This window comes from Allocatelliglobosispora scoriae, from assembly GCF_014204945.1.
In the GTDB taxonomy this organism is placed as follows: domain Bacteria; phylum Actinomycetota; class Actinomycetes; order Mycobacteriales; family Micromonosporaceae; genus Allocatelliglobosispora; species Allocatelliglobosispora scoriae.
The window spans coordinates 3,529,456-3,553,546 of sequence record NZ_JACHMN010000002.1 but is presented as its reverse complement, the minus strand read 5'-3'; the positions used below and the strand labels follow the sequence as shown (position 1 = coordinate 3,553,546).

Here is a 24,091-nt window from a genome sequence, read left to right as displayed (position 1 = left end):
GAGCCAGCGTCGCACGAAGTATCCGTTCCCCGGATCGCGATTCGGGGAACGGCCCGCGCGATCCGTGGCTGACGGCGCTACGTGGTGGGGCGGACGAGGCGTACCTCGACTATGCCGAGTCCGTCCTCGTCGGGACGGTAACCACCGTCGGCGACGAACCCGGCTCGGTCGTAGAAGCGTCGGGCCGTCGTGTTGGACTCGTAGTAGTAGACGCAGATCGGGGCGAGTCCGCGATCGGTGAGATCTCTGATCGCGTGGCTGAAGAGTCGGTGTCCCCATCCTTCACCGAGGTGATCCGGGTCCACGTACAAGCCGTAGATCTCAGCGGCGTCCGGACCGAGATTGCGGTCGTCCTCGGCGGGCCCTGTGCGACAGAAGCCGATGACGCCATCCGGCCCTTCGCATACCCACAGTCGGTGCGTCGAGGGGATGAGGGCTATGTACTCTGCCCAGTCACCTGACTCCCCCACGGGATCCAGTGCATCCAGTCGCTCCTGAGGAAGGATCCCCGGATACGCCGCCCGCCAAGCGCGTACCTTCAGTGAAGCGATGGCGGCGGAGTCTTCGACGTGTGCCTGGCGTATCACCCCCAGAGCATAGGACGCTGTTTCACGTGAAACAGCGAAGATCGGTTCTGGCTGACGCCGAGCCGTCGACTCGGATTCGCCATCGTCCTGCCGACAGGACGGTCGAGTGATGGGTCGGAGTGAGGAGCCGCGTATGCATGGCTCGACACCGAACGCCGTCTGTCGCCGGCTTCTTGCGTCTGACTCGGCATAGCCGTGATCGGTTCTGAACCGAAGCAGGTTGATCAGAGGTGAGTCAACCAAACCATGAGGCGCACCGACGAGCCCGGCCGAGCGGAGCGGGAGCCGACGGTTGGCCACATCTGACACCGTCACCCGTGGCAGCGGAACGGCACTGGGCGTCCGCATAGCCTCGTGGCCATTCGGTCCTTCGCCTAAGCGATGGGCGGACATCGCCAACCCGTTTGTAGCGTCGTGTTTGGCTCTGGCTACGTCGCGAGCTTGTGGTAGCCGGGCATCCGAGTCGCGTGATCAGGAAGACTGACGGAGGGCGCACACCGCCGCTCTTAAGGTCGACGCGCTGGCTGTCTTTCCGACTTGCGCGATGTCGTGGCGGCTGGGCTGTTACCCAATATGCGTCCCGGTCGAACCTCCACCGCCAGGAAGGTGTGGGCTGTCACCCCCCGCGCTCCCCTCAGCCGCCCCACGTATCTCCGAATACGCAGGCACCGACTTCGTCGAGTGCCGACGGCAGGACTCTTCTGTTCCATCCAGCCTTCAGCCGCAGCGGTGAGGAATCCAATGCCCTGCCGCCTCGACCGGGGCGCGTTCGATAACTGCGTCGCGACAAGACTGTCGCGACCAGACTGAGGGTCAACAGGCGCCGGATATCAGGGGCGTCGTTCTAACCTCAACGCTCGCTCGGCCGTGCGTCGAAGGTCAGCCTCACCGCGGTTGTCGAGCTCGGTTTGTTGCTGCGACGGGTACCGTCCGGTCTCGGCGCTAGCGGCAGTACACCGATCGCTATCAACGCGCCGAGATTCTGGCGAGCCGACACCGGGTCACTCCGTCACTCCGAGGTCGAATCTGAGTTCCTGCCCGGTGCCCGGTGCCCGGTGCCCGGTGCCCGGTGCCCGGTGCCCGGTGCCCGGTGCCCGGTGCCCGGTGCCCGGTGCCCGGTGCCCGGTGCCCGGTGCCCGGTGCCCGGTGCCCGGTGCCCGGTGCCCGGTGCCCGGTGCCCGGTGCCCGGTGCCCGGTGCCCGGTGCCCGGTGCCCGGTGCCCGGTGCCCGGTGCCCGGTGAGGGCTCCTCGGTACCGATGTCGGCCCGGCCGAGGACCTCGACAAGGCACCTAGCCGGCCCCTCAAACCCTCGGTATCGCGGCCTGTTCCCCCACCGTAATCCACAGGCTGCGGAAATTGATCAGATGAATGGCCGCCGACCTGCTAATACGCACAGTATCCACGAGGTTACCCACATGATTGATTAAGTTATCCACAGATCTCGCGCGGATGTCCCCAGCCCCGTTTCACGTGAAACAGCCGACACGGTCAATCGTCGATTACGCTCCGAAGCCGATCGTGAGCACGTAAAACACGCTGCGATCCGCGCCAAACGATCGGCGCTATCGGGGGTGACGGGGGGAGCCTCATCCGTTGGTGCCTAGTTTCTTCCACAAAGTTATCCACAGGCTCGGCCTGGGGGTTGTGGATAGTGTGGTTTCACGTGAAACTGCGCTCACGCACAGTGGTATTGATCTCCGAATATCTGGCCTGATCGGGTGCTTGGTGCACGATCGTGTCGCCATGGGGGCGACACCAGGGCGAGGCTTCGATAATCTCCCCTGGTGTCGAACACCCCCGCGAACTCCTCCCTGCCCCTGCCGCCCTTTGTCGGTTGGGACACGTTCCCCTTTGAGGGCGATCTGAAGGTCAAGTCCCTGGACGCGTCGGTGGCTGTGGAGCCGACCCGGTCCGGTGAAGACTCCAGCGACTGCTCCGCCTGCGCGGCCACGGACGACAAGTACGTCTGGGTCAACGAGCGATGGCGTGTGCGCACCATGGACCGTCCCACGGGCCTGCCGATGGTGCTGCTCTTGGAGCCGCGATCGCACCTCGATCTCGGCGACCTGTCCAACCTGCTCGCGGCGGAGTTGGGCGTCATGACTGTCCGCATCGAGCGGGCTATCCGATCCCTGGACAACATCGCCCGGGTTCACGTGAACCGCTGGGGCGACGGTGGGGCGCACCTGCACGTGTGGTTCATGGCCCGGCCCTACGGACAGCTGCAGTTGCGCGGCTCCTTCCTCTCGATGTGGGACGAGATCCTGCCGCCGATCGACGAGGTGAAGTGGCGCGAGGACCTGTCGCACATCGCAGCGTGGCTGGAGGACTTCGGTGGTACGGCTATCGCGCAGCCGCCGAAGATCGTGTGGACGGCGCCGGACCGGTTCGACACCTGATCTCGCAGCCCGACCTTACGTACGACACCGCGCCTGTTTCACGTGAAACAGGCGCGGTTGTCGTTGTGGTCACCAGGGCAGCGTTCCGGCGTCCTCCAGGAAAGCTCCGGTCGGACCGTCCGCGTCGAGCAGCGCCAGTCGGATGGCGATCTGCGCACCCTGCTCCGGCGTACGCCATCCGCTGTGCGCGTTGAGGTCGGTCGCGCAGTAACCCGGATTCGCCGCGTTCACCTTGATCGGCGTATCCCAGAGTTCCTTGGCGTAGTTGGCCGTCACCATGTTGAGCGCCGTCTTCGACGAGGAGTAGGCGAGCAGTCGCGCCTGCCAGTACGGATGAGCCGGATCCAGTGCCCACGTCAATGAGCCGAGATCGCTGGAGACGTTGACGATCCGGGCGGCGGGTGCTGCGCGCAGGAGCGGCAGCATCGCATTGGTCATCGCGACGACGCCGAAGACGTTGGTCTCGTAGACGGTCCGCATCGTCTCGACCGTCGTCTCGCTCGGAGCACCGGATCCGTCCACCACGAGGACGCCGGCATTGTTGACGAGGATGTCGAGGACGCCATATCGTGCCTCGATCTCCGCGACCGCAGCCGCGATCGAGGCCGGATCCGTCACGTCCAGAGCGAGGGTCCGCACCTCCGCAACACCGGGCACGGTGTCGATCCCGCCAGACGGCACGGCCATGCCGGAACCTGCGACCACACCGAGTCCCGCGGCCGGACCGGAATCCGCGAGCACCGCGGCCACTGCCGCAGCTCCTCGCTCCGCCGAACGCGACCCGATCAGCACGGTGACCCCGGCCGCATGGAGTCCACGCGCGATCTCGAACCCGATCCCCTTGTTGGCCCCACTGATGAGGGCGATCTTTGTCATGCCCTCACCGTGCCCGGACGGACGGGTGTCAGGAAGGCCCGCCGGAGAGGGGTACTGCCGGTCCCTCCCCCGTGCCGCTTCGGCGAGGCACTCTGGAGCCATGAATCGCGAGGAGCTCGCCGCATTCCTGCGCAGTCGCCGGGAACGGGTCAGGCCGGCCGAGGTGGGGCTGCCGGAGGGGCCGAGACGGCGTACCCCCGGATTGCGGCGACAGGAGGTCGCAGAGCTTGCGGGGATGTCTGTGGAGTATTACGTGCGGCTGGAGCAGGCCCGCGGACCGCGACCGTCGCGGCAGATCCTCCAGTCCCTCGGCCGGGCGCTGATGCTCTCGATCGACGAGCGGGCGCACCTGCACCACCTGGCGGGCCGCGTCGTCCCGCCGCGGAGCCTGCCGCGTCGCGACGTTCCGGACGGGGTGCTGCACCTGCTGGCGAGCCTGACCGACACGCCGGCGTTCGTGCTGGACGCGAAGTACGACGTGCTCGCCTGGAACGAGCTGGCGGTGAGCTTCATCGGCGACCTGTCGACCGTGCCGGAGAGCAATCGCAACGTGGCCCGGTGGACCTTCCGGGCGCCGGACCTGGCGAAGCATCTCACCGATGAGCAGGAGTCGAGGTTTGTCCGCACGCTCGTGTCGGATCTGCGGACGGCGGTGGCACGCTACCCGGACGACGAGACGATTCCGGAGCTCGTGGCTGAGCTGCTGCGGGACAGCCCCGAATTCGGTGAGTTATGGGCCGAGCACGATGTGGCTACCCATCGAAACCTGACCAAGCGACTGAATCACCCGATTGTCGGGCCGATCGAGTTCGAGTGCCAGATCCTTCTCATCCCCGACCGGGACCAGCGGGTGGTGCTCTACTCCGCTGCTCCCGGCTCCGCCTCCCACGAGGCGATGAAGCACCTCCGGGAGATCCAGCGCCTTCGGACGACCGCCTAGCGCGAGGCCGCCCGGCGCAGCAGCCCGGCCAGCACCTCGCCGAGGTCGAGCCCGGCCGCCTGCACCGCCATCGGCAGCAGCGATGTCTCGGTCATTCCCGGTGCCACGTTGACCTCGAGGACCGTGCACTCGCCCTGCGGCGTGACGATCAGGTCGACGCGCGACAGATCACGCAGCCCCAGCGCCTTGTGAGCGGCGAGTGCCACTTCCGCGACGTGGACGGAGACATCAGCCGCGAGCCGTGCGGGCGCGTGCCAGGTGGTGACGCCGGCGGTGTATCGAGCCGCGTAGTCGTAGACGCCGCCGCTGGGCACGATCTCGACCGCGGGTAGGGCGATGGGCCCCTCCCCCAGATCGATGATGGAGACCGCGACATCGACGCCGACCGCGAAGCGCTCGACGAGCGCGGTCGTGTCATAGGCGAAGCAGCCGACCATCGCGGCGGGCAGCGACTCCTTGTCGTGCACGACGGTGGCGCCGAGGCCGGAGCCGCCCTGGGCCGGCTTGACCATGACGGGCAGGCCGAGCCGGTCGACGATCCGGTCGAGTACGGCGACCGCACCCAGCTCGGAGAAGCGGTCGTGCGGCAGCGCCACCCATTCCGGGGTGGGGATGCCCGCCTCGACGAGCACGGCCTTCGTGGAGGGCTTGTCCCAGGCGAGCCGGGCCGACCGCGCGTCGGAGCCGACGTAGGGCACCCCGCAGAGGTCGAGAACCCCGCGCAGCGAGCCGTCCTCACCGATCGCACCGTGCAGCGCGATGATGACCGCCGACGGCGGATCCTCGCGGAGTGTCGGCAGGAGGGTCACGTCGGAGTCGCGCAACTCGGCGTCGACGCCGACGGCCTTCAGCGCGTCGAGGACCCGACGACCGGAACGCAGTGACACGTCCCGCTCGTAGGAGAGCCCTCCGGCCAGAATCAGAACCCGCTCGCTGGAAGAAGTCACTCCCAGATCATGCCAAGTCGGGCCCGGGCACATCTGCACCAGGGCTGCTGAATCCACCCGTCGGCGCGGGTGCGGGTCCGAAGACCGCCCGCATCGCCAGCTCCTCCTCGACGACACCGGCGAGGCGGCGGACACCCTCGCGGATGCGCTCCGGCGGCGGGAACGAGAAGTTGAGCCGCAGATGGCGCTGGCCGGTGCCGTCGGCATAGAAGCCGGTGCCGGGGACGTAGGCGACGCGGGCGTTGATCGCGCGCGGCACCATCGCCTTCGAGTCGAGACCCTCCGGCAGCGTCGCCCAGACGAAGAGGCCGCCGTCGGGGCGGGTCCAGGTCGTGCCCGCGGGCATCATGTCGCCGAGCGCCGTCAGCAGCGCGTCGCGGCGCTCGCCGTAAATCTGCCGGTACGCCTTGATCTGCTCACGCCACGGCATCGTCGTCAGGTACTGCGTGACGGCGGCCTGGGAGAACGCGGACGGGCAGAGGATGTTGGCCTCGGTGGCGATGACGAGCTTGTCGCGGACGGCGTGCGGGGCGAGGATCCAGCCGACCCGGAAGCCCGGTGCGAAAGTCTTGGAGAAGGTGCTCAGGTAGAAGACGCCCTCGCGACGGCGGGCCCGCAGCGGCAGTGGCGCATCGCCGGAGAAGCCGAGCTGACCGTAGGGGTCGTCCTCGATCACGAGCAGGCCGTGCCGTTCGCAGATGTCGAGAACCTGCTCGCGCCGCTCCTCACTGAGGGTGACGCCGGCGGGGTTCTGGTAGGTCGGGATCGTGTACAGGAACTTGACCCGGGCTCCAGCGCGCTGCTGCGCGAGGATGCCCTCCTCCAGCGCGGCGGGGATGAGCCCGTCGTCGTCCATGGGGAGGTGCACCACGCGCGCCTGCGCAGCCTGGAAGACGCCGAGCGCGCCGACGTAGGTCGGGCCCTCGGCGAGAACGACGTCGCCCGGGTCCAGGAAGAGCCGGGCGACGAGGTCGAGGGCCTGCTGGCCGCCGACGGTGACGACAACGTCGTCGGGTGAGGCGCCTCCGCCGGCGTCGATGCCGGAGTCGGCCATCACCTCGCAGATGCGCTCCCGCAGCTCGGGGGTGCCCTGACCGAGGCCATACTGGAGAGTGGTGGCGCCGTGGACGGAGCCGAGCCGGCCGAGCATCTCGCCGACCGCGTCGAGGGGCAGGGCTGCGACGTAGGGGGCACCACCGGCGAGGGAGACGACCTCCGGGCGGGATGCCACGGCGAAGAGTGCTCGAATCTCGCTCGCGGTCATCCCGTTGATGCGCTGGGCGTACCGGTCGGTGTAATCATCGAGCGTTGTGCCCGAACCGGACATGTCCCCTCCTACCGTGAGTACCGTGGGTACCGCGAGCCTGCAAGGTCAGGTTTTTCGATGCTACTCCGACAAGGCTAATCGTGGCGGTTGCTCTCCCAGGATGCGGTTACCGAGCGTAGAGTCAGACAATTGAAGAGTCGGTGACACAGCTCGGTCAGGGGACGCATAAATGTCGCGCCGCGTGGTCAATTTGACCTTGGACACCCTCGAGGACCTGCCGCGCTCGTGCCGCGGCTGCGTTTATTGGGAGCTCGATCCGGTGGCGGCCGAGCGCGCCTGTGCCAACGGTGATCCGGGCCTGGAAAAGGAGGCCTGGGTCTCGCAGGCCCTGTTGGAGTGGGGTTCCTGCGGCAAGATCGCCTATGTCGACGGGATGCCCGCCGGCTATGTGACCTACGCTCCCCCGGCCTACGTGCCGCGCAGCAACGCCTTCCCCACCTCGCCGATCTCGCCCGATGCGGTCGTGCTGATGACCTCGCACGTCGTCGCGGCGTTCGCCGGTGGCGGGCTCGGCCGGATGCTGGTCCAGGCGATGGCCCGCGACCTCACCAAGCGCGGCATCAAGGCGATCGAGGCATTCGGCGACGCCAAGTTCGGGGAGTACGACCCGGAGATGCCGCCGGGCTGCGTGACCCCGGCGGACTTCTTCGTCTCGGTCGGCTTCAAGACCGTGCGCCCGCACCCGCGCTACCCCCGGCTCCGGATGGAGCTGCGCACCGCGCTCTCTTGGAAGTCCGACGTGGAGTACGCGTTGGAGAAGCTCCTCGGCTCGATGAGCCCCGAGACGCTCCTCCGCCCCGTGCGACCGGCGACGGCCTCGACCACTACTCCTTAGCGGCTGCGGCTGCCGCCGTCTCCGCGGCGAGCTTGGCCCGCAGCGCGCTGACATCGATCGTGCCGGTGAGCACGTCGTTGTCGACCGGGTAATACATCCGCTGGACGGCGGCGACGATCGCCTCGACGACCTTCTCCCGGAAGTGCGAGTCGGTGAGGCGCTTGCGGTCCAGCGGCGAGGTGAGATAGCCCACGTCGACCCGGACGGCGGGCATCCGGGTGCGGCTGAGCAGCTCCCAGCCCTTGGCGTGGGTGCGGCAGTTGCGCATCCCGGTGCGGGCGACGATCTCGCGCAGGACGAGTCCGGCGAGCCGCTCCCCCATCGTCGAGGTGACGCCGTGCTCGGTGCCGTAGTGGTAGGCGGCGACGCCGTCGGCCTCGGGGTTGTTGTGCCCGTCGATGTGGATCGAGATGAGCAGGTCGGCACCGAGCTCGTTGGCGAGCCGTGCCCGATCCAGGTTGCTGATCGGCTTCGCCGGGTGCGGCGGCCGGGTCAGGTGCACTCGGACACCTGCGGCGCCGAGGCGGCCCTCCAGTCGGCTCGCCAGGTCGTAGGCGAGGTCGGCCTCGGTCCAGCGCAGCGGCCCGTCGGGCACGACGACACCGAGGTCGCCGCCGCCGTGGCCGGGGTCGATGACGATGAGCCGGCCGCGCATCTCGGGACCGTGCTGGCGCAGCGCCTGCTCCTCGCGGAGCCGCTGCGGCGAGCCGCCGACGACCTTGCGGCCGAGTCGGCGCAGCGCGCCGAGGGTCTGCGGGCCGCAGGCGCCGTCCGGGGTGAGCCCGACCTCGCGCTGGAACATGGCGACCGCGCGTGCCGTCCGGGCACCATAGATCCCGTCGGTACGCCCGACGTCATAGCCCATCTCGAGCAGCCGCTCCTGGAGCTGGCGCACGTCGTCGCCGTTGAGCGGGTCCGGGATCGCCTGATAGAGCGTGCGGGCCCCCAGGTGCCACCGAGCGGCGTCGAGGGCTCGCCAGGTCTCATCGCCCACCTCGCCGTCCACCCAGAGCCCACGAGCCTGCTGGAAGGCCTGGACGGCCCGTTCCACCCCGATGTCGAAGGCCGACTCGTCAGGGATCACTGGTGACGGTGGTATCAGGTCCAGACCTGCCAAGATCGTGCGGATCTCAAGCACGGCTGCACCGTGGTCACCACGCCGGATCGGCTCCACTCACACCTCCACAGGCTTCCCGCCGCTGGACTGACTTCGGAAGGTTACCGACCCGATGACCGGATCTGCATGACCGGCTGCGTTTTGCGCGCAACGGCCCGGTCGGCGAACGGCCGAGCGCGGCCTCCCCGGTCGGGAAAGCCGCGCTCGGCCGTGCTGAACGTGCAGGTCAGAGAACCGACTGGATCAGCCGGACGAGGTCGCCCTTGGGCTTGGCGCCGGCGACCGACTGAACGGGCTGGCCGCCCTTGAAGATCGTCAGGGTCGGGACGGACATGACCCGGTAGGCCCGCGTCGTCTCCGGGTTCTCGTCAATGTTGATCTTGACGATGGTCACCTGGTCGGCCATCTCGCCCGCGATCTCCTCGAGAACCGGGGAGACCTTGCGGCAGGGACCGCACCACTCCGCCCAGAAGTCGACGAGCACCGGCTTGTCGGACTGCAGCACGTCGGTGACGAAGGTCTTATCGGTGACGACCTTGGCAGCACCCATGAAAATCTCCTTATCAGTGGGCCAGGAAGCGTTCCGCGTCGAGGGCTGCGGCACAACCGCTGCCCGCCGCGGTGATCGCCTGGCGGTAGGTGTGGTCGACGAGGTCTCCGCATGCGAAGACGCCGGGGATGTTGGTCAGGGTGGAGCGCCCCTGCACCAGGACGTAGCCCTCGTCGTCGAGGTCCACCTGGCCGCGGAAGAGTTCGCTGCGCGGGTCGTGGCCGATGGCCACGAAGACGCCGGTGACGTCGAGCTTGCGCTCATCGCCGGTCACGGTGTCCTTGAGGAGTACGCCGGTGACCTTGCCCGCGTCGCCGACGATCTGCTCGATCTTGCTGTTCCAGGCGACGTTGATCTTCTCGTTGCCGAGTGCCCGCTCCGCCATGATCTTGCTGGCGCGGAACTGGTCGCGCCGGTGGACGATCGTGACGCTGCGGGCGAACTTCGTCAGGAAGGTCGCCTCCTCCATCGCCGAGTCGCCGCCGCCCGCGACCACGATGTCGTGCTCGCGGAAGAAGAAGCCGTCACAGGTGGCACACGACGAGACACCGTGCCCGAGGAACTCGTCCTCGCCGGGGACGCCGAGGTGCCGCCAGGCCGAACCGGTCGCGAGGATGACGGCGCGGGCCTGGTAGGCCTTGTCGCCGATCCAGACCGTCTTGACGTCACCCGAGAGCTCGACCTTGGTCGCGTTGTCGGTGATGAACTCCGCGCCGAAGCGCTCGGCCTGCTTGCGCATCTGGTCCATGAGCTCGGGGCCCATGATCGAGTCGGGGAAGCCGGGGTAGTTCTCGACCTCGGTCGTCGTCATCAGTGCGCCGCCGGACTCGAAGCCCTCGATGATCAGCGGTTGAAGGTTGGCGCGCGCGGCGTAGGTCGCAGCCGTGTAGCCCGCCGGACCGGAGCCGATGATGATCAGATTGCGTACGTCGCCCACGTGGTCACTCCTACGAATGTTCGCCTGATGGTCGAAACGACATCGTACGGAGCTTCGATTCCCTAATTCGGGAAGCCGTGGGGGACGTCACCTTTAAACGCGCCCTAATCGAAGCTCCGCTGATCCTTGAGGTCGGCGCCGCCGGTGCCGCACTGCGGTCCCGCGACCGCCACCCACTTGCCCCCGCCGGCCTTCATCACCACCACGATCAGCGCCGCGCTGCCCTGGTACTCCGCGAAGTCGACGGCGGTCGGCGTACCCGGAGTGATCAGTGTGAGGGCCTGGAGGCAGGCGTTGAGCGCGTCGGCGGCGCTGAGCCGGGCCAGCGGACCGCCGGCGGGGTTGTCGAAATCGCGCGGCGCGGCCGCGAGCGCCTGCTCGTCGGTGAGGACGGCGAGCGTCGCGGGCGTGTAGTCGCGGCCGGAGGCGAGCTTGAGAACCGAGCCGGCGAGGAGGGCCGAGTCCGGCGTGACCGACTTGGCGCCCTCCGCCGACATGTCGTCAGCCGCGTTCTTGGACTGGAAGACCATCGAGCCGATGCCGAAGCAGGCGAGGACCGAGGCGGCGACGCCGAGCGGCGCGAGCCAGCGCCACCGGCGGCTCGGCTCGCGCATCGGCGGGATGGGCGGCGGTGCGGGCGGGATCCAGGGGCGCTTCGCGTCGGGCGCCATCGGCTGCTCGACGGGGGCCTCGGCGATCGACGCCGGGCCGCCGAGGGCCGCCTCCAGCCGGGACCAGACGTCGTCGGGCATCGGCTCGGCCGTCCGGGCGACCTCGGTGAGCTGCTCGTCGACGAGCCTCAGAGCGGCCGTGAGCTGCGAATGCGCCTCGGCCCAGGCCGCGTTGTCGCGGATCTTCCTGGTGACCTCGGCGGCTTCGGGGGTGCCATCGAGCGCGCCGCCGACATAGTCGGCGAGCAGCTCGAGCTCATCGTGCTTCATCCGGCTCTCCCCGATCGTGACCCGGTTGTGACGTCGGGGTGACCATCGGAGTTCCCATCATCCGGCTCGAAGTCTCCGCGCAGATGGCCGAGGAGGAGAGCCAGCCGAGCGCGGCCGCGTGAACAGCGGCTCTTCACCGTACCCTCGGCGACGCCGAGAATGACCGCGACCTCGGCGACCGGGTAGCCCTCGAGGTCGACCAGGACCAGCGCGGCCCGCTGCTCCTCGGGGAGCTTGGCGAGTGCCTGCCGCACCACCAGGGCGGTGTCGTGGTCGACGACCGGAGCGGCGATCTGCAGTCCGGCCCGGCCGTCGCTGTTGAGCGTCTGCTCGGGCAGCGGAACGGTGGGTCGGGCCTGGCGCCGGCGGACCCGGTCCAGGCAGGCGTTGACGACGATCCGGTGCAGCCAGGTGGTGACCGCCGCGTCGCCCCGGAAGCGATCGGCGGCCCGGTGCGCAGAGAGCAGCGCGTCCTGCAGCGCGTCGGCCGCCTCCTCCCGATCCGAGAGCGTTCGGAGCGCGACGGCCCAGAGCCGGTCGCGATGCCGGCGAACCAGCTCGGTGAAGGCGTCCCGATCCCCCGCCACGTGGGCCGCAAGCAGCTCCGCGTCGGTGTGCATCACGGCACCCGGACGATGATCTCCTGGATGCCCACGCGGAAACGGTCGCCATCCTGCGGCAGTCCGGTGATCCAGACGAGCAGGTAACGGTAGGTGGCGGTCGCATCGGCGCCGAAGTGCATCGACGTGCCCTGGAAGTCGGCGAACGGTTCGCCGATCTTGGTGTAGCGGGAGAGGATCGTCGAGTCCGAGGCGACACCCGGGTCGTTGGCGCCACCGAGCAGCTGGATCGAGGCGCCGATGGCGTTCAGCTCGATCTGCACGTCGGACAGGGTCTTCGCGGCGCCCAGGTCCAGCAGGAGTCCCATGCCGGGCTTGTATGCGGTGCCGAGGTTCTGCTTGTAGCGGTCGGTGCTCCAGGCGGTGCTCGACTTGTTGTCGATCGCGTTGGCGATGTCGCGGCTCTCGGAGCGGTTGCCGTCCGGGTCGACCAGGCGGATCGCCGAGCTTCCGAGCACCAGCGCCTTGGGGTTCGCGGTGGCCGGGGACGCCGAGATCACGACCGGCGGGACCGTGGGGCCCGCCTGCGAGCTGCTGCCGGTGAGCGTCTTGGTCACGATGACGATGCCGATCGCGGCGAGCAGGACGACCGCGCCCACACCGAGGAGCAGCTTCTTGGGTCCCTGTCGGGGCACCTCGGGGGTGTCCTCGGCGAAGCGGAGCGTGCCGTAGGAGCGCTCGTCGCCGGTGGTGTCGAGGCGGGCCAGCTCGGCGGTGAGCACCGATGCGCTGGGGAGCGCGACCTTCGCGTCGAGCAGGTCGGTCGTGAGGTCGTCGAGGTGGGTGGGGACACCGGCGCGCACCTGCCGGGGAGCGATCACCGCGTTGTTGGCGTCGCGGATCGCGTCGGGCAGGGCGGCCACGCCGGCCTCGGCGTGCGGCCACTGGCCGGTCAGCGCGTAATAAAGGATGCCGCCGATCGCACGGACATCGCCGTCGGCGCTGGTCCTGGCGTCGGCGCGGGCGTCGGCGAGCACGACGCGGCCGTCGTCGCCGACGAGGACCGTGCCGGGGTGCACGTTGCCGTGCGCCATGCCGCTCGCGTGCAGCGCGGTGACCGCGGAGGCGATGTTGTGCGCCAGCGCCGTGGCCCGCTCGGGGTCGAAGGGACCCTCGGCCGTGACGAGCTCGCGCAGCGAGAATCCGTCGACCCACTCGCGCACCACGTAGGCCCGGCCGCCCTCGTCGATCGCGTCATAGACGCCGATGAGGTTGCCGTGGACGACCCGGCTCGCGGTGACGGCGGCGGAGAGCATCTCGCCGGCCTCGTTGCCGCCCGGGTAACGGAGCACGACCGCGACGGGCCGCTTGAGCACGATGTCGACGCCGCGCCAGACCTGGCGGCCGGCGCTGTCGTTGTTGATGTGCTCCTCGAGCCGATAGCGCTCGGCGAGGATCTCACCGGCCGTGCCGGTCACATGGAGGGAACGACCCGTCCCCGGCGCTCCGGCCGCGGCATGGCGTGACTCTGCCATGCCTGGTGGGGGGCCACCGGCCGTCGAGCCGGTCAGCTCAGCCGCTGGCTGACCTTCGCCGACCTGGGTCACGCCCGTCCTCCCTCGGTGCTCACTGCAGGGGCCGTCTCGCGCGGCGATGACGCCACGTGATCGGTTGAGCAACATGGCGCGCTGAATCGCTCACGCCTGTCTGCTCTTCCTCAAGCAGTAGCGTAAGCGTTCCGGGCGGTCGCCGTGAGCGACCTTACCCGTCTGAAACCACTTCGCGACACGACCGATGGCAAAGAGCCCGGTCTGAGGTGGACAAATCACTACGCTTGCACACATGACAGGCGATCAGCTCGAAGCGGTACGCGAGGGGTACACCTTCCAAGGTCCGGCCCTCGAACTCGGTGCACTCGTCGTCGGCGACACCGTGGACGCCTCGGCACCCGTACGCATCCCGTTGGCCCTGCTCAACCGCCATGGCCTGGTTGCCGGTGCCACGGGTACGGGTAAGACGAAGACGCTCCAGGTCCTGGCCGAGCAGCTCAGCGACCTCGGCGTTCCGGTCTTCCTCGCCGACATCAAGGGCGACGTCAGCGGCATGGCCGTTGCGGGCGAGAGCAACGAGAAGATCACAGCTCGAATGACGGAGATGGGACAGACATGGGAGCCGAAGGCGTACCCGTGCGAGTTCTTCACGCTGGGTGGGCACGGCACAGGCATCCCCATCAGGGCGACCATCACCGACTTCGGCCCGGTGCTGCTGTCGAAGGTGCTCGGTCTGACCGACGTGCAGGCGAGCTCGCTCAACCTCGTCTTCCACTTCGCGGACAACAAGGGCTGGCCGCTGCTCGACTTGAAGGATCTTCGAGCCGTTATCCAGTTTCTCATCTCCGAGGACGGCGCGAGCGAGCTTCGCAACCTCGGCGGGCTCGCCAAACCGACCGCCGGGGTGCTGCTGCGGGAGCTGATCGCCTTCTCCGACGCGGGCGCCGAGGACTTCTTCGGCGAGCCCGAGTTCAAGACCTCCGACCTGCTCCGAACGACCGCCGAGGGGAAGGGGATCGTCTCCATCCTCGAGCTGCCCGGGGTCGTGGCACAGCCCGCGCTCTTCTCCTCCTTTCTCATGTGGCTGCTCGCCGACCTGTTTCAGGAGCTGCCCGAGGTCGGTGACATCGACAAGCCGCGCCTGGTCTTCTTCTTCGACGAGGCGCACCTGCTCTTCAAGGACGCCTCCAAGCAGTTCCTGGAGCAGATCACCCAGACCGTGCGGCTGATCCGGTCCAAGGGGATCGGCATCTTCTTCGTCACCCAGACGCCGAAGGATGTCAACGCCGACGTGCTCGCCCAGCTCGGCAACCGGGTCCAGCACGCGCTACGGGCCTACACCCCCGACGACGCCAAGGCGCTGAAGGCGACCGCCTCCACCTTCCCGGTCTCCTCCTATGACCTGCAGGAGGTGTTGACGCAGCTCGGTACGGGTGAAGCGATCATCACCGTGCTCAACGAGAAGGGCGTACCGACGCCGGTCGCCTGGACCCGGCTGCGGGCGCCCCAGTCGCTGATGGCCCAGGCCGACCCGTCGGTGCTCACGGCGGCGATGAACGCCTCGCCGCTGACCCCGACCTACGCGACGACAGTCGATCGGGAGTCGGCCTACGAGATGCTCGCCGCCAGGCTTAATCCACAGGGTGATGTGGGCTCTGTCACGCCTGATCAAGGAAGTTATCCACAGGGTGATCCACAAGCGGCCCCACCTGCGACGGCAGCTCCGTCGGCTAAGGCGAGCACCAGGCAGGCGGCCCCTGCGAAGCCCGAACCGGGCATGGTCGAGCAGGTCCTCGGGTCCCGCACGACCCAGACCGTTCTGAAGAGCTTCGCCGCTGCGGCGGGTGCTGCCATCGCTCGTACCCTCTTCGGCACGGCCAAGCGCAAACGCTGAACCCGAGCCGCACCGCACGAAGGCGCACCGCACCGCACCGAGCTGAGCCGCACCGCATTCGCACCGCGCCCAAGATCGCCGCAACGCTTGAAGAGTTGGTCCTAAACGGCGGTCCTACAACAGCGTCTCGTTGTGCAGCAAAGCGTGGCCATTTCGCTGAGCGAGGCCACGCTTTGCTGCACAACGAGACGAGCGCAGGTCAGCGGCCGACGACCTTGCGGCGGATACGGCCGAGCAGGGCGAAGACATCGTCGATCTCGCCTACGCGCAGGAGCTTCGCGAGACCGAGGTAGGACGCGAGGATCAGTCCGCCGCCGATGATGAGCTGCACCCAGGCGCTGTCGATGCCGATCGCCTCGATCCCGGCCACGGCACCGAAGCCGACGAGACCCGAGCCGACCATCGCAGCGGCGACCTTCGCGAGGGTGCCCGCGGTCTGGGCGAGTCCCAGCGAACCGATCTTGTTACGCAGCAGCCAGGCGCTGAGCACCAGGCAGACGAGGTAGGAGATGCCGTTGCCGAGCATCACGCCGGCGGCGCCCATCGCCGTCACGCCGAAGAGCACCAGCTGTACGGCGACTCGCACGACCACCACGGGGATGTTGAGCAGCGCGGGCGTCTTCGTGTCGGGCAGGGCGTAGAAGGCGAATGTGAAGAGCTGGCTCAACGAGAAGGGGATGAGGGAGAGGCCCGCCATGATGAGCACCGGGGCACCCTTGTCCGCGTCCCCGACGGTGAACTCCCCGCGTACGAACAGCGCGACGAGTGTCGGGCCGGCGAGGAAGATGAAGACGACCGCGATCGGGGCGAGCATCGCGACCGTGGTGCGCACACCCTTGGCGAGGTCGTCGACGACATCGGCGAAGCGGCCCGCCGTGGCGGCGGCCGACATCCGGGGCATCAGTGCGGTGACGATCGAGACCGCCACGATGCCGTGCGCCATCATCATCAACAGGAAGACGTTGTTGTAGATGAGCAGGCCGTCGCCGCTGAGCAACCGCAGCAGGACGAGCAGGCCGACCTGGCTCACCGCGACGTAGCAGAAGACCCAGCCGCCGAGGTGGCCCAGGCGGCGCAGGCCGAGCTCGCGGAAGTCGAAGCGCAGGCGCCAGCGGAAACCGGCCTTGTGCAGCGCCGGGAGCAGTGCGACCGTCTGCACGACGATGCCGAGCAGGGTGCCGCCGCCGAGCAGCAGGATGAGTCCGGGAGTGATGTTCGCCGGGGTCACCGGTGTCGACCCGCTCACGATCATGAACGCGGCGGCGGTCGCGATCACGATGACGTTGTTGAGGATCGGCGTCCACATGGGCGGCGCGAAGCTGTTGCGGGTGTTGAGGTAGGCGCTGAGGATCGCGGCGACGCCGAAGAAGAAGATCGCCGGGAGCATCAGGTAGGAGAGGTCCGTGACGAGCGCGCGGTAGGCGTCGCCGGTCGAGGGCTTCGTGTAGAGCAGTGTCAGCAGCGGCGCGCAGAGCGTCGCGAGCAGCGAGGCCACACCGAGCACGACCATGACGAGCGTGATCAACCGCTGCGCGTAGGCCTCTCCCCCATCGGCATCGCGCTTGCGCGCCTGCACCAGGACCGGCACGACGACACTGGCGAGAATGCCGCCGATGAGCAGCTCATAGACCATGCCGGGGAGGAACTGCGAGGTCGTGTAGGCATCGCCGACACCCAGCAGCGCACCACCGAGGGCCGCCGCGATCATGGCGGTCCGCAGGAAGCCGGTGGCCCGCGAGACGAGCGAGCCGGCCGCCATCAGCGCGGAGCTCGACGCGGCGGTCGGTCCGGCCGGAGCCGTGGCCTCGGCGGCTGCGGGCACGCCGAGCCGCACCGTCGCCTCGCCGGCGGGCATGCCGGTCGCCTCACCAGCGGTGCCGCCGGGCGAGGTCTCGACGGCCGAAGCCGCCGCAGCCGCGGCGACGTAGACCGTGCCCTCGGCGGAGGCCGGCCGCTGCAGGTGCACGGTCGGCTCGGCGACGCTCTCGGTCTCACCGACGGGCGGCTTGCCGCCGATGATCGGGAAGGTGCCGGTCTCGTCCCACGGGAACCAGTCGTGCTCGGGGTCTCTGGTCACGCGCACGACCTTACTGGGTCTATTCACGTTGCACGGGGGCCGCCTCTCCGCCAAGATCCCTGCTACCAGCGGGCGAGGGCGTCTCCACGCCGACGGAGCCCGGCCGGTAGGGTGGATGATCGATGTCGAACACAGCTCAGCTCACAGATGCCCAGTCCAGCGCCGTAGCCGAGCTACTGCGCCGTTTCCCCGTCGCCGAGGAGCTCGGCGGCCGCTTCGCCGAGGCGGGCTTCGAGCTGCACCTCGTCGGCGGGCCGGTCCGCGACGCGTTGCTCGGCCGCCCCGGTGACGACCTCGACTTCTGCACCGACGCCTTCCCCGACGACACCCTGCGCATCGTCAAGGGCTGGGCGGAGGCGACCTGGGAGACCGGCCGGGAGTTCGGCACGATCGGCGCCGCGCGCCACGGCATGCGGCTGGAGATCACCACGTTCCGGGCGGACGCCTACGACGGCGTGACCCGCAACCCCGTCGTGCAGTACGGCAGCTCCCTCGCCGAGGACCTGGTCCGCCGCGACTTCACGATCAACGCGATGGCGGTGAGCCTGCCTGATCGGCGCTTCACGGACCTGCACGGCGGCCTCGACGACCTCGCCGAGGGGATCATCCGTACTCCGGGCACGCCCCAGCAGAGCTTCGGCGACGATCCGCTGCGGATGCTGCGCGCGGCTCGGTTCGCCTCGCAGCTCAAGTTCGTGGTCGACGAGCCCGCGATGAGGGCGATGTCGGAGATGTCGGGCCAGCTCACCCGGATCACCGCTGAGCGCGTCCGCGACGAGTTCAGCAAGCTCATGCTCGGTGCCGATCCGGTGACCGGGCTGCGGCTGCTCGTCGAGGTCGGGCTCGCCGAGATCTTCCTGCCCGAGCTGACCGGCCTGAAGCTGGAGATCGACGAGCACGCCCAGCACAAGGACGTCTACGAGCACACCCTTACCGTGGTGCAGAACGCGGTCAACCTGGAGCAGGACGGTCCCGACCTGATCCTGCGGCTCGCCGCGCTGCTGCACGACGTGGGCAAGCCCGCGACGAAGGCGGTCGGCACCGACGGCCGGGTCAGCTTCCACCACCACGAGCTGGTCGGCGCGCGGATGACGAAGCAGCGCCTCAAGCAGCTCAAATACCCCAAAGACGTGATCACTGCGGTGGTCGAGCTGGTCGCCCTGCACCTGCGTTTCTATGGGTACGGGAGGGGCGAGTGGACCGATTCCGCCGTGCGCCGCTATGTGACCGATGCCGGTGAGCTGCTCCCCCGCCTGCACAAGCTGACCCGCTCGGACTGCACGACCCGCAACCGTCGTAAGGCGTCGCAGCTGTCGGCTGATTACGACGCCCTGGAGGAGCGGATCGACCGCATCCAGGAGGAGGAGGACCTGGCCCGGGTCCGCCCCGACCTGGACGGCAACGCGATCATGGAACTCCTGGGCCTGCCCCCGGGCCCGCTGGTGGGCAAGGCCTGGCGCCACCTCAAGGACCTCCGCCTCGACCGCGGCCCCCTGACGCATGAGGAAGCGGTGGCCGAACTCCACCGCTGGGCCGCCGACCAGGGCCTCTAGCTCTTAGCACCAACTCTTCAAGAGTTGGTGCTAAGAGCAGCGCCCGTGCGCTAAGCCCCTAGGACCCTAGGGGCGGGGGCGGGAGGCGCGGCTGAACCAGAGCGCCAGCAGGAAGTAGCAGGCGGCGATGGTGATCAAGGCGGCTGCCGACTTGCCGTTGGCGGGGACCGTCGCCGCCGCCACGAACAGGCCCAGCACCATGCTGAGGTTGAACGCCGTGTCGTTGAGGCTGAAGACCCGGCCGCGATAGGCGTCGTCGCACTCGTGCTGCAGCGTCGCGTCGACAAGGATCTTGATGCTCTGTGAGCAGATGTTCATCAGCCCGGCCGCGATCAGCAGCAGCCCGGCCTTGAAGGGCAGTCCGAGGACGAGCAGCGTCACGCCGATGCCGACGAGCAGTCCGGTGATCCAGTGCCGTGCGCCGAACCGCCGCGTCGCGCTCGGGGTGATCAGCGCCGCGATGCCGGCCCCGGCCGCACCGGCGATGACGACCTGCCCCAGCGCCCACAGCGACTGCGATGTCTCCTCGTGCGTGCCCTTGCCGAAGTAGCGGCTGTAGAGCAGCAGCACGGCGAGGGTCAGGTAGCCGTAGAGCAGCCGGTGCGCGGCGGTCAGGACCAGCGCCCGGGCGGCGGCACGACGCTCGGCGAGGTGCCGGAATCCGCCGACCATGCCCTTGGCGACCGTCACGACGGCGCTGATGACGGTGTCGACGGGCCGCTCGTGCGCGGCCGGTCCGAGCTCTCCCGGCTTGAAGGAGGCCCGGGTGAGCAGCCCGGACGCGAGGTAGCCGATGGCCGCGAAGGCGGCGATCACGGCGTACCCGTGGGAGGTTGTATTGATCATCGACGTCGCGACGAGCGACGCGGCGCTGAACAGGCCGATGGAGAACGCGATCGTGCCCGCCGTGGTCGAGAAGGCGTTGGCGGTGACGAGCTCGCGGTCGTCGACGACCCGGGGCAGCGCGGCCGAGAGCCCGGCCAGGAAGAACCGGTTGACGGCGATCACCAGCAGGGCGAAGAGCGCGAAGAGCGTCGCCTGGTTGCCCTGCCAGATCAGCAGGGCGGCCGGGATCACGAGCACCGCGCGCACGAGGTTGGCCACGCTCAGCGAGGCACGCCGGTCCCACCGGTCCAGAAAAACACCGACATAAGGACCAAGCAGCGAGTACGGCAGGAGCAGGACCGCGAAACCCGTCGCGATCGCGATGGGGCTGGTGTGCTTGGTCGGGTTGAAGAGCAGCGATCCGGCGAGCCCCGCCTGGAACCACCCGTCGGAGATCTGGCTGACGAGCCGGGCCGTGAGCAGGTTGCGAAACCCGCGCACGGCATAGATCGCGCGCAGGTGATGGCCCCCTCCCATGGCGGGAGGGTCGGTGGCGGGGATCGGCACGAGTGACAGCTTAGGTGCTTTTGGCCTCAATCAACGAGCCACAGCATGACTCGAAGGAGACCGATCCCGATGAGGCCACCGATGATGATCAGGGAGATCGTGGTGAAGAGGCAGGGGAGGCTGATGCCCCGGGTCCGGTCGGGTGCCCGGTAGGAGCCGACCCAGCGGGTGGGCGGGCCTGATTTCTCCGCCTCCTCGATGAGCGCGCCGAGGCGGGCGCGGATCTCGTCGTCGCCGAGCTCGGCCGGGTCGCCCTGCCAGCGGATCAGGCGCAGCCGCGCCCACGGGTCCGGGTTGGCTCTGGCGAAGGCGGCGAGCTCCTCGGGACGGGCCTCGGAGGTGAGGAATGCCCAGCGGCCGGCTTCGGCGAAGTTGCCGGTCTGCCGGTAGACGGCGGCAAGCAGCCGGTAGATCTCAAGGTCGTCCGGGTAGGACGCGAGCAGCGTGCGTAGCCGCTGGGTGGCGGGGTATGTGCGCCCTGCAGCGAGATCCTGTCTCACTCTGTCGAGTACGTCCGCCTTTGCCACACATGAATGATCGTGCCCCGACTATCGGACACGCCAGTCGTCAAAGTAACGAAACAGTCAACAGTTATCGCCTCGTGATCGAACGGCGGCAATATCCGGTGCCTCGATCAGGGCAGGATCCACTGCGCGACCGTGACGACGCCGAGGACCGCCAGGGCGAGAACGCCCAGCGCACCGAGGGCGATCGCGATCGCGAAGCTGACGGTGATCCAGCGGGGCTCGTCGCCGAGCTCCTCATAATCGCCGGTCGGGGCGCCCTGCGCGGATGCGGCGGCGACGAGGGTCTCGAGCCGGACTCGAGCGTGCTCGGTGGCGGCGCGCTTCGCCGGCCCCTGCCAGCGCAGCGCGGACAGGCGCCGGACCGGGTCGGGATAGGCCCGCTCGAACGCGAGCACGTCGTCGGCGTCGGCGTCCTGCGTCAGGTAGTCCCACCGACCGGCCTCGATCCGGTTGCCGGTGGCGCGGTGGACCACCGCGAGCCGGTGCCGGAGATCCAGGTCCTGTGGGTGCACGGCGACCAGGCTGCTCAGCCGTTGAATCGCCGGCTGGGTATGGCCCTGCGAAAGATCGACCGTCACTTTGTCGAGCACATGTGCCTTAGGCATAGAGCCACTATGACGTGAGGTCGACACGAAGGTCTAGCCCTTACTGACTGAATGACTGAATCACCCCAACGGGTAAAGGCCCGTTCACCCTGCCTGAGCAGGGAGAACGGGCCTTTGTAAAACTGGTGTTTCAGTTGTCTATGTCGCCCCGGATGAACGCCTCGACGGCCTCGTGCGCGTCGTGGTCGTTGTACTGCACCGGCGGCGACTTCATGAAGTAGCTCGACGCGCTCATGATCGGACCGGCGATCTTGCGGTCCAGAGCGATCTTCGCGGCGCGGACGGCGTCGATGATGACACCGGCCGAGTTCGGCGAGTCCCAGACCTCGAGCTTGAGCTCCGCGTTGAGCGGGGTGTCGCCGAACGAGCGACCCTCCAGGCGGATGTAGGCCCACTTGCGGTCGTCGAGCCACGGCACGTGGTCCGACGGCCCGATGTGCACGTCGGCCTTCGCCATCTCGTGCGGGATCTGGGAGGTGACCGACTGCGTCTTGCTGATCTTCTTGGAGACGAGCCGCTTGCGCTCCAACATGTTCATGAAGTCCATGTTGCCGCCGAAGTTGAGCTGGTAGGTGCGGAGCAGCTCGACACCGCGGTCCTCGAAGAGCTTCGCCAGGGCCCGGTGCACGATCGTGGCACCGACCTGCGACTTGATGTCGTCGCCGACGATCGGCAGACCCGCGTCCTCGAACTTCTTGGCCCAGATCGGGTCGGAGGCGATGAAGACGGGCAGGGCGTTGACGAAGGCACAGCCGGCGTCGATCGCGGCCTGGGCGTAGAACTTGTCCGCGACCTCGGACCCCACCGGCAGGTAGGAGACGACCACGTCGACCTTCGCCGCCTTCAGCGCGGCGACGACGTCGACCACGGCCTCGTCCGACTCCTGGACGATCTCGCGGTAGTACTCCCCGAGCCCGTCGTGCGTCGGGCCGCGCTGCACCGTGATGCCGGTCGGCGGCACGTCGCAGAGCTTGATCGTGTTGTTCTCGCTGGCGACGATAGCCTCGGCCAGGTCCTGCCCGACCTTCTTGGCATCCACGTCGAACGCGGCCACGAACTCCACGTCGCGGACGTGATAACCGCCGAAGTCGACGTGCATGAGACCGGGAACGCGCTCGTTCGGGTCGGCGTTCCGGTAGTACTCCACGCCCTGGATCAGGGACGAGGCGCAGTTGCCGACGCCGACAATGGCTACGCGGACGGAACCCATCGTGGGTGCCTCCTTCTGTGTCACAACATCCGCCCGGGCGTCTGGCCTGGCGGCTCTTGGTTCGGATGACGACCTTCCGGGTCCGGATGGACGGAGGAAGTGGTATTTGGGTGCTGCCCCGACCGCTCCTTGGCGATCAGCTCCTCCAGCCACCGCACCTCGCGCTCTGCCGCGTCGAGGCCGTGCCGTTGAAGTTCCAGGGTGTACGCGTCGAAGCGCTCGGCGGCCCGGGCCAGCACGTCGCGGAGGCCCTCGCGGCGCTCCTCGACCCTGCGGCGGCGCCCCTCGAGGATGCGCAGGCGGATGTCGGCGTCGGTGCGTGAGAAGAAGGCGAAGTGGACCCCGAAGGCGGGCTCCTCGAACGTTTCGGGGCCGGTCTGTGCCAGCAACTCCTGGAAGCGTTCCTTGCCCTCAGCAGTGATCTTGTAGACGACACGCCCGCGGCGGCTGGTGAGCGGGGGCACAGCCAGGTCTTCCGGCGGCGACTCGCCTGCCTCGGTTATCCATCCGGCCGTTTGAAGTCGGCGTAGCGTCGGGTATAGGGAGCCGTAGCTGATGGCGGCCCGCATCGCGCCCAGCTTGGTTGAGAGCTGTTTGCGCAGCTCATAGCCGTGCATGGGGGCTTCGTGGAGGATCCCGAGGACGGCTAGGTCAAGCATTGCGGTGATCCTCCCTCCCTGCTGTGCGGCCCGATGTATCGGCCCGATACATCGTAACGTTAGAACAGCATCTACCGGTGCGCAATCTGTGGGATCGATTACTCACAGTGACGGCTGTCGCATGTCGCGGATCGACCGGTTACCCTTCTCCGCATGCGTACGCAGCGCCAGCTTGTCGACTACTCCCTGAAGAGGCGAGCGGTGCTGCGTGAAGTAAGGGCCGGGCAGCTTGGTACCAAGGAGGTCTGCGATGCGTCGCCGTACCTCAAATCCGCTGCTCGGTTCCATGGCGAGCCGACGGAGATCCGGTGCCCGATCTGCCGCCGGGAGTTCCTCACCAACGTGCACTACATCTATGGCGATGAACTTAAGCAGTCGGCAGGACAAGCCAGATCCCTGGCCGAACTATCGACGTTGGCGATGACGTTCCGTGAGTTTCAGGTGTTTGTGGTGGAAGTGTGCCGCGGTTGCTCCTGGAACCATCTGGTAGAGCAGTATCTACTGGGTAGGGACGGCGATGCCGACGCGCCCGACGTGGCAACGGCGGCCCCACGCCGGACGTCACGCCCTCAGCGGGCGATGTGATGGCCCAGGCGGCACCCGCCGC

The 24,091-nt window shown here is 68.3% G+C and carries 23 protein-coding genes; 6 read left to right on the top strand and 17 right to left on the bottom strand.

Going from position 1 to position 24,091, the window contains the following annotated elements:
- Nucleotides 1-77: 77 nt before the first annotated feature.
- Together F4553_RS41140 and F4553_RS21810 are read right to left on the bottom strand one after the other, a co-directional pair.
- Nucleotides 78-935 (bottom strand): GNAT family N-acetyltransferase, encoded by an 858-nt coding sequence (locus F4553_RS41140; RefSeq protein ID WP_246466451.1) that lies wholly within the window; start codon nt 933-935, stop codon nt 78-80.
- A gap of 661 nt (nt 936-1,596) precedes the next feature.
- A complete protein-coding gene (locus tag F4553_RS21810; protein WP_184838783.1) occupies nt 1,597-1,872 on the bottom strand; it encodes a hypothetical protein in 276 nt (91 codons plus the stop codon).
- Between the two features lie 500 nt (nt 1,873-2,372).
- On the opposite strand from F4553_RS21810, the gene F4553_RS21805 reads away from it, so the two are divergent.
- Complete coding sequence (locus F4553_RS21805; protein ID WP_312875301.1) at nt 2,373-2,987, top strand: hypothetical protein; 615 nt, start codon at nt 2,373-2,375, stop codon at nt 2,985-2,987.
- A gap of 69 nt (nt 2,988-3,056) precedes the next feature.
- Here F4553_RS21805 and F4553_RS21800 read toward each other — a convergent pair whose 3' ends face one another.
- Nucleotides 3,057-3,863: an SDR family NAD(P)-dependent oxidoreductase gene (locus tag F4553_RS21800; RefSeq protein ID WP_184838782.1), complete on the bottom strand. Its 807-nt coding sequence runs from the start codon at nt 3,861-3,863 to the stop codon at nt 3,057-3,059.
- A 100-nt stretch (nt 3,864-3,963) separates the two neighbouring features.
- Between F4553_RS21800 and F4553_RS21795 the strand changes: the two genes are divergently transcribed.
- Complete coding sequence (locus tag F4553_RS21795) at nt 3,964-4,803, top strand: helix-turn-helix transcriptional regulator (protein ID WP_184838780.1); 840 nt, start codon at nt 3,964-3,966, stop codon at nt 4,801-4,803.
- On the opposite strand, the gene F4553_RS21790 is transcribed toward F4553_RS21795, so the two are convergent.
- Nucleotides 4,800-5,750 carry a D-alanine--D-alanine ligase family protein gene (locus F4553_RS21790; RefSeq protein ID WP_312875300.1) on the bottom strand — a complete coding sequence of 317 codons (951 nt, stop codon included), beginning with the start codon at nt 5,748-5,750 and terminating at the stop codon, nt 4,800-4,802. The two genes, F4553_RS21795 and F4553_RS21790, sit on opposite strands and share 4 nt — an antisense overlap.
- Before the next feature lie 7 nt (nt 5,751-5,757).
- Nucleotides 5,758-7,077 carry an aminotransferase-like domain-containing protein gene (locus tag F4553_RS21785; RefSeq protein WP_184838778.1) on the bottom strand — a complete coding sequence of 440 codons (1,320 nt, stop codon included), beginning with the start codon at nt 7,075-7,077 and terminating at the stop codon, nt 5,758-5,760.
- 169 nt (nt 7,078-7,246) lie between these two features.
- Between F4553_RS21785 and F4553_RS21780 the strand changes: the two genes are divergently transcribed.
- Entirely contained in the window at nt 7,247-7,912 is a 666-nt protein-coding gene (locus F4553_RS21780; RefSeq protein ID WP_184838776.1) for a GNAT family N-acetyltransferase, read from the top strand.
- On the opposite strand, the gene F4553_RS21775 is transcribed toward F4553_RS21780, so the two are convergent.
- The 6 genes from F4553_RS21775 to F4553_RS21750 form a co-directional block, all read right to left on the bottom strand.
- A complete protein-coding gene (locus tag F4553_RS21775) occupies nt 7,902-9,086 on the bottom strand; it encodes an N-acetylmuramoyl-L-alanine amidase (protein WP_184838774.1) in 1,185 nt (394 codons plus the stop codon). The genes F4553_RS21780 and F4553_RS21775 overlap by 11 nt on opposite strands.
- Before the next feature lie 169 nt (nt 9,087-9,255).
- A complete protein-coding gene (trxA, locus tag F4553_RS21770) occupies nt 9,256-9,579 on the bottom strand; it encodes a thioredoxin (protein ID WP_184838772.1) in 324 nt (107 codons plus the stop codon).
- A 13-nt stretch (nt 9,580-9,592) separates the two neighbouring features.
- Nucleotides 9,593-10,516 (bottom strand): thioredoxin-disulfide reductase, encoded by a 924-nt coding sequence (trxB, locus tag F4553_RS21765; RefSeq protein WP_184838770.1) that lies wholly within the window; start codon nt 10,514-10,516, stop codon nt 9,593-9,595.
- Between the two features lie 104 nt (nt 10,517-10,620).
- Nucleotides 10,621-11,457 (bottom strand): RsmA family anti-sigma factor, encoded by an 837-nt coding sequence (locus tag F4553_RS21760; RefSeq protein ID WP_184838769.1) that lies wholly within the window; start codon nt 11,455-11,457, stop codon nt 10,621-10,623.
- Nucleotides 11,454-12,077 carry an RNA polymerase sigma factor SigM gene (gene sigM, locus F4553_RS21755; RefSeq protein WP_184838767.1) on the bottom strand — a complete coding sequence of 208 codons (624 nt, stop codon included), beginning with the start codon at nt 12,075-12,077 and terminating at the stop codon, nt 11,454-11,456. The genes F4553_RS21760 and sigM overlap by 4 nt, the downstream gene beginning before the upstream one ends.
- Nucleotides 12,077-13,552 (bottom strand): protein kinase family protein, encoded by a 1,476-nt coding sequence (locus F4553_RS21750; RefSeq protein ID WP_246466448.1) that lies wholly within the window; start codon nt 13,550-13,552, stop codon nt 12,077-12,079. Before F4553_RS21750 ends, sigM begins: the two co-directional genes overlap by 1 nt.
- Before the next feature lie 307 nt (nt 13,553-13,859).
- On the opposite strand from F4553_RS21750, the gene F4553_RS21745 reads away from it, so the two are divergent.
- The gene (locus F4553_RS21745) at nt 13,860-15,461 is read left to right on the top strand and encodes a helicase HerA-like domain-containing protein (RefSeq protein ID WP_184838765.1); all 1,602 of its coding nucleotides are present in this window, start codon (nt 13,860-13,862) and stop codon (nt 15,459-15,461) included.
- 199 nt (nt 15,462-15,660) lie between these two features.
- On the opposite strand, the gene murJ is transcribed toward F4553_RS21745, so the two are convergent.
- On the bottom strand, nt 15,661-17,316 hold the full coding sequence (gene murJ, locus F4553_RS21740) for a murein biosynthesis integral membrane protein MurJ (protein ID WP_281395256.1): 1,656 nt from the start codon (nt 17,314-17,316) through the stop codon (nt 15,661-15,663).
- Between the two features lie 344 nt (nt 17,317-17,660).
- Between murJ and F4553_RS21735 the strand changes: the two genes are divergently transcribed.
- On the top strand, nt 17,661-19,091 hold the full coding sequence (locus tag F4553_RS21735; RefSeq protein ID WP_184838761.1) for a CCA tRNA nucleotidyltransferase: 1,431 nt from the start codon (nt 17,661-17,663) through the stop codon (nt 19,089-19,091).
- A gap of 66 nt (nt 19,092-19,157) precedes the next feature.
- Here the strand turns inward: F4553_RS21735 and F4553_RS21730 are convergent, their stop codons facing one another.
- From F4553_RS21730 to F4553_RS21710, 5 genes are all read right to left on the bottom strand, one after another.
- Nucleotides 19,158-20,453 carry an MFS transporter gene (locus F4553_RS21730; protein ID WP_184838759.1) on the bottom strand — a complete coding sequence of 432 codons (1,296 nt, stop codon included), beginning with the start codon at nt 20,451-20,453 and terminating at the stop codon, nt 19,158-19,160.
- Nucleotides 20,454-20,509: 56 nt separating this feature from the next.
- On the bottom strand, nt 20,510-21,010 hold the full coding sequence (locus F4553_RS21725) for a DUF6584 family protein (RefSeq protein WP_312875299.1): 501 nt from the start codon (nt 21,008-21,010) through the stop codon (nt 20,510-20,512).
- Between the two features lie 107 nt (nt 21,011-21,117).
- Nucleotides 21,118-21,615 carry a DUF6584 family protein gene (locus F4553_RS21720; RefSeq protein WP_184838755.1) on the bottom strand — a complete coding sequence of 166 codons (498 nt, stop codon included), beginning with the start codon at nt 21,613-21,615 and terminating at the stop codon, nt 21,118-21,120.
- 130 nt (nt 21,616-21,745) lie between these two features.
- Nucleotides 21,746-22,825: an inositol-3-phosphate synthase gene (locus F4553_RS21715; RefSeq protein ID WP_184838753.1), complete on the bottom strand. Its 1,080-nt coding sequence runs from the start codon at nt 22,823-22,825 to the stop codon at nt 21,746-21,748.
- Nucleotides 22,826-22,845: 20 nt separating this feature from the next.
- On the bottom strand, nt 22,846-23,484 hold the full coding sequence (locus F4553_RS21710; RefSeq protein WP_184838751.1) for a PadR family transcriptional regulator: 639 nt from the start codon (nt 23,482-23,484) through the stop codon (nt 22,846-22,848).
- A gap of 153 nt (nt 23,485-23,637) precedes the next feature.
- Here F4553_RS21710 and F4553_RS21705 point away from each other — a divergent pair, with 153 nt between their 5' ends.
- Nucleotides 23,638-24,069 carry a DUF5318 domain-containing protein gene (locus F4553_RS21705; protein WP_184838749.1) on the top strand — a complete coding sequence of 144 codons (432 nt, stop codon included), beginning with the start codon at nt 23,638-23,640 and terminating at the stop codon, nt 24,067-24,069.
- Nucleotides 24,070-24,091: the final 22 nt, after the last annotated feature.

Bases quoted from the DNA above. Each gene is read 5' to 3' on its own strand.
- F4553_RS41140 (WP_246466451.1), bottom strand. From the start codon at position 935: ATGCGGACGCCCAGTGCCGTTCCGCTGCCACGGGTGACGGTGTCAGAT.
- F4553_RS21800 (WP_184838782.1), bottom strand. From the start codon at position 3,863: ATGACAAAGATCGCCCTCATCAGTGGGGCCAACAAGGGGATCGGGTTC.
- F4553_RS21795 (WP_184838780.1), top strand. From the start codon at position 3,964: ATGAATCGCGAGGAGCTCGCCGCATTCCTGCGCAGTCGCCGGGAACGG.
- F4553_RS21785 (WP_184838778.1), bottom strand. From the start codon at position 7,077: ATGTCCGGTTCGGGCACAACGCTCGATGATTACACCGACCGGTACGCC.
- F4553_RS21780 (WP_184838776.1), top strand. From the start codon at position 7,247: ATGTCGCGCCGCGTGGTCAATTTGACCTTGGACACCCTCGAGGACCTG.
- trxA (WP_184838772.1), bottom strand. From the start codon at position 9,579: ATGGGTGCTGCCAAGGTCGTCACCGATAAGACCTTCGTCACCGACGTG.
- F4553_RS21760 (WP_184838769.1), bottom strand. From the start codon at position 11,457: ATGAAGCACGATGAGCTCGAGCTGCTCGCCGACTATGTCGGCGGCGCG.
- sigM (WP_184838767.1), bottom strand. From the start codon at position 12,077: ATGCACACCGACGCGGAGCTGCTTGCGGCCCACGTGGCGGGGGATCGG.
- F4553_RS21750 (WP_246466448.1), bottom strand. From the start codon at position 13,552: ATGGCAGAGTCACGCCATGCCGCGGCCGGAGCGCCGGGGACGGGTCGT.
- F4553_RS21745 (WP_184838765.1), top strand. From the start codon at position 13,860: ATGACAGGCGATCAGCTCGAAGCGGTACGCGAGGGGTACACCTTCCAA.
- murJ (WP_281395256.1), bottom strand. From the start codon at position 17,316: ATGCCCGCCGGCGAGGCGACGGTGCGGCTCGGCGTGCCCGCAGCCGCC.
- F4553_RS21735 (WP_184838761.1), top strand. From the start codon at position 17,661: ATGTCGAACACAGCTCAGCTCACAGATGCCCAGTCCAGCGCCGTAGCC.
- F4553_RS21730 (WP_184838759.1), bottom strand. From the start codon at position 20,453: ATGGGAGGGGGCCATCACCTGCGCGCGATCTATGCCGTGCGCGGGTTT.
- F4553_RS21720 (WP_184838755.1), bottom strand. From the start codon at position 21,615: ATGCCTAAGGCACATGTGCTCGACAAAGTGACGGTCGATCTTTCGCAG.
- F4553_RS21715 (WP_184838753.1), bottom strand. From the start codon at position 22,825: ATGGGTTCCGTCCGCGTAGCCATTGTCGGCGTCGGCAACTGCGCCTCG.
- F4553_RS21710 (WP_184838751.1), bottom strand. From the start codon at position 23,484: ATGCTTGACCTAGCCGTCCTCGGGATCCTCCACGAAGCCCCCATGCAC.
- F4553_RS21705 (WP_184838749.1), top strand. From the start codon at position 23,638: ATGCGTACGCAGCGCCAGCTTGTCGACTACTCCCTGAAGAGGCGAGCG.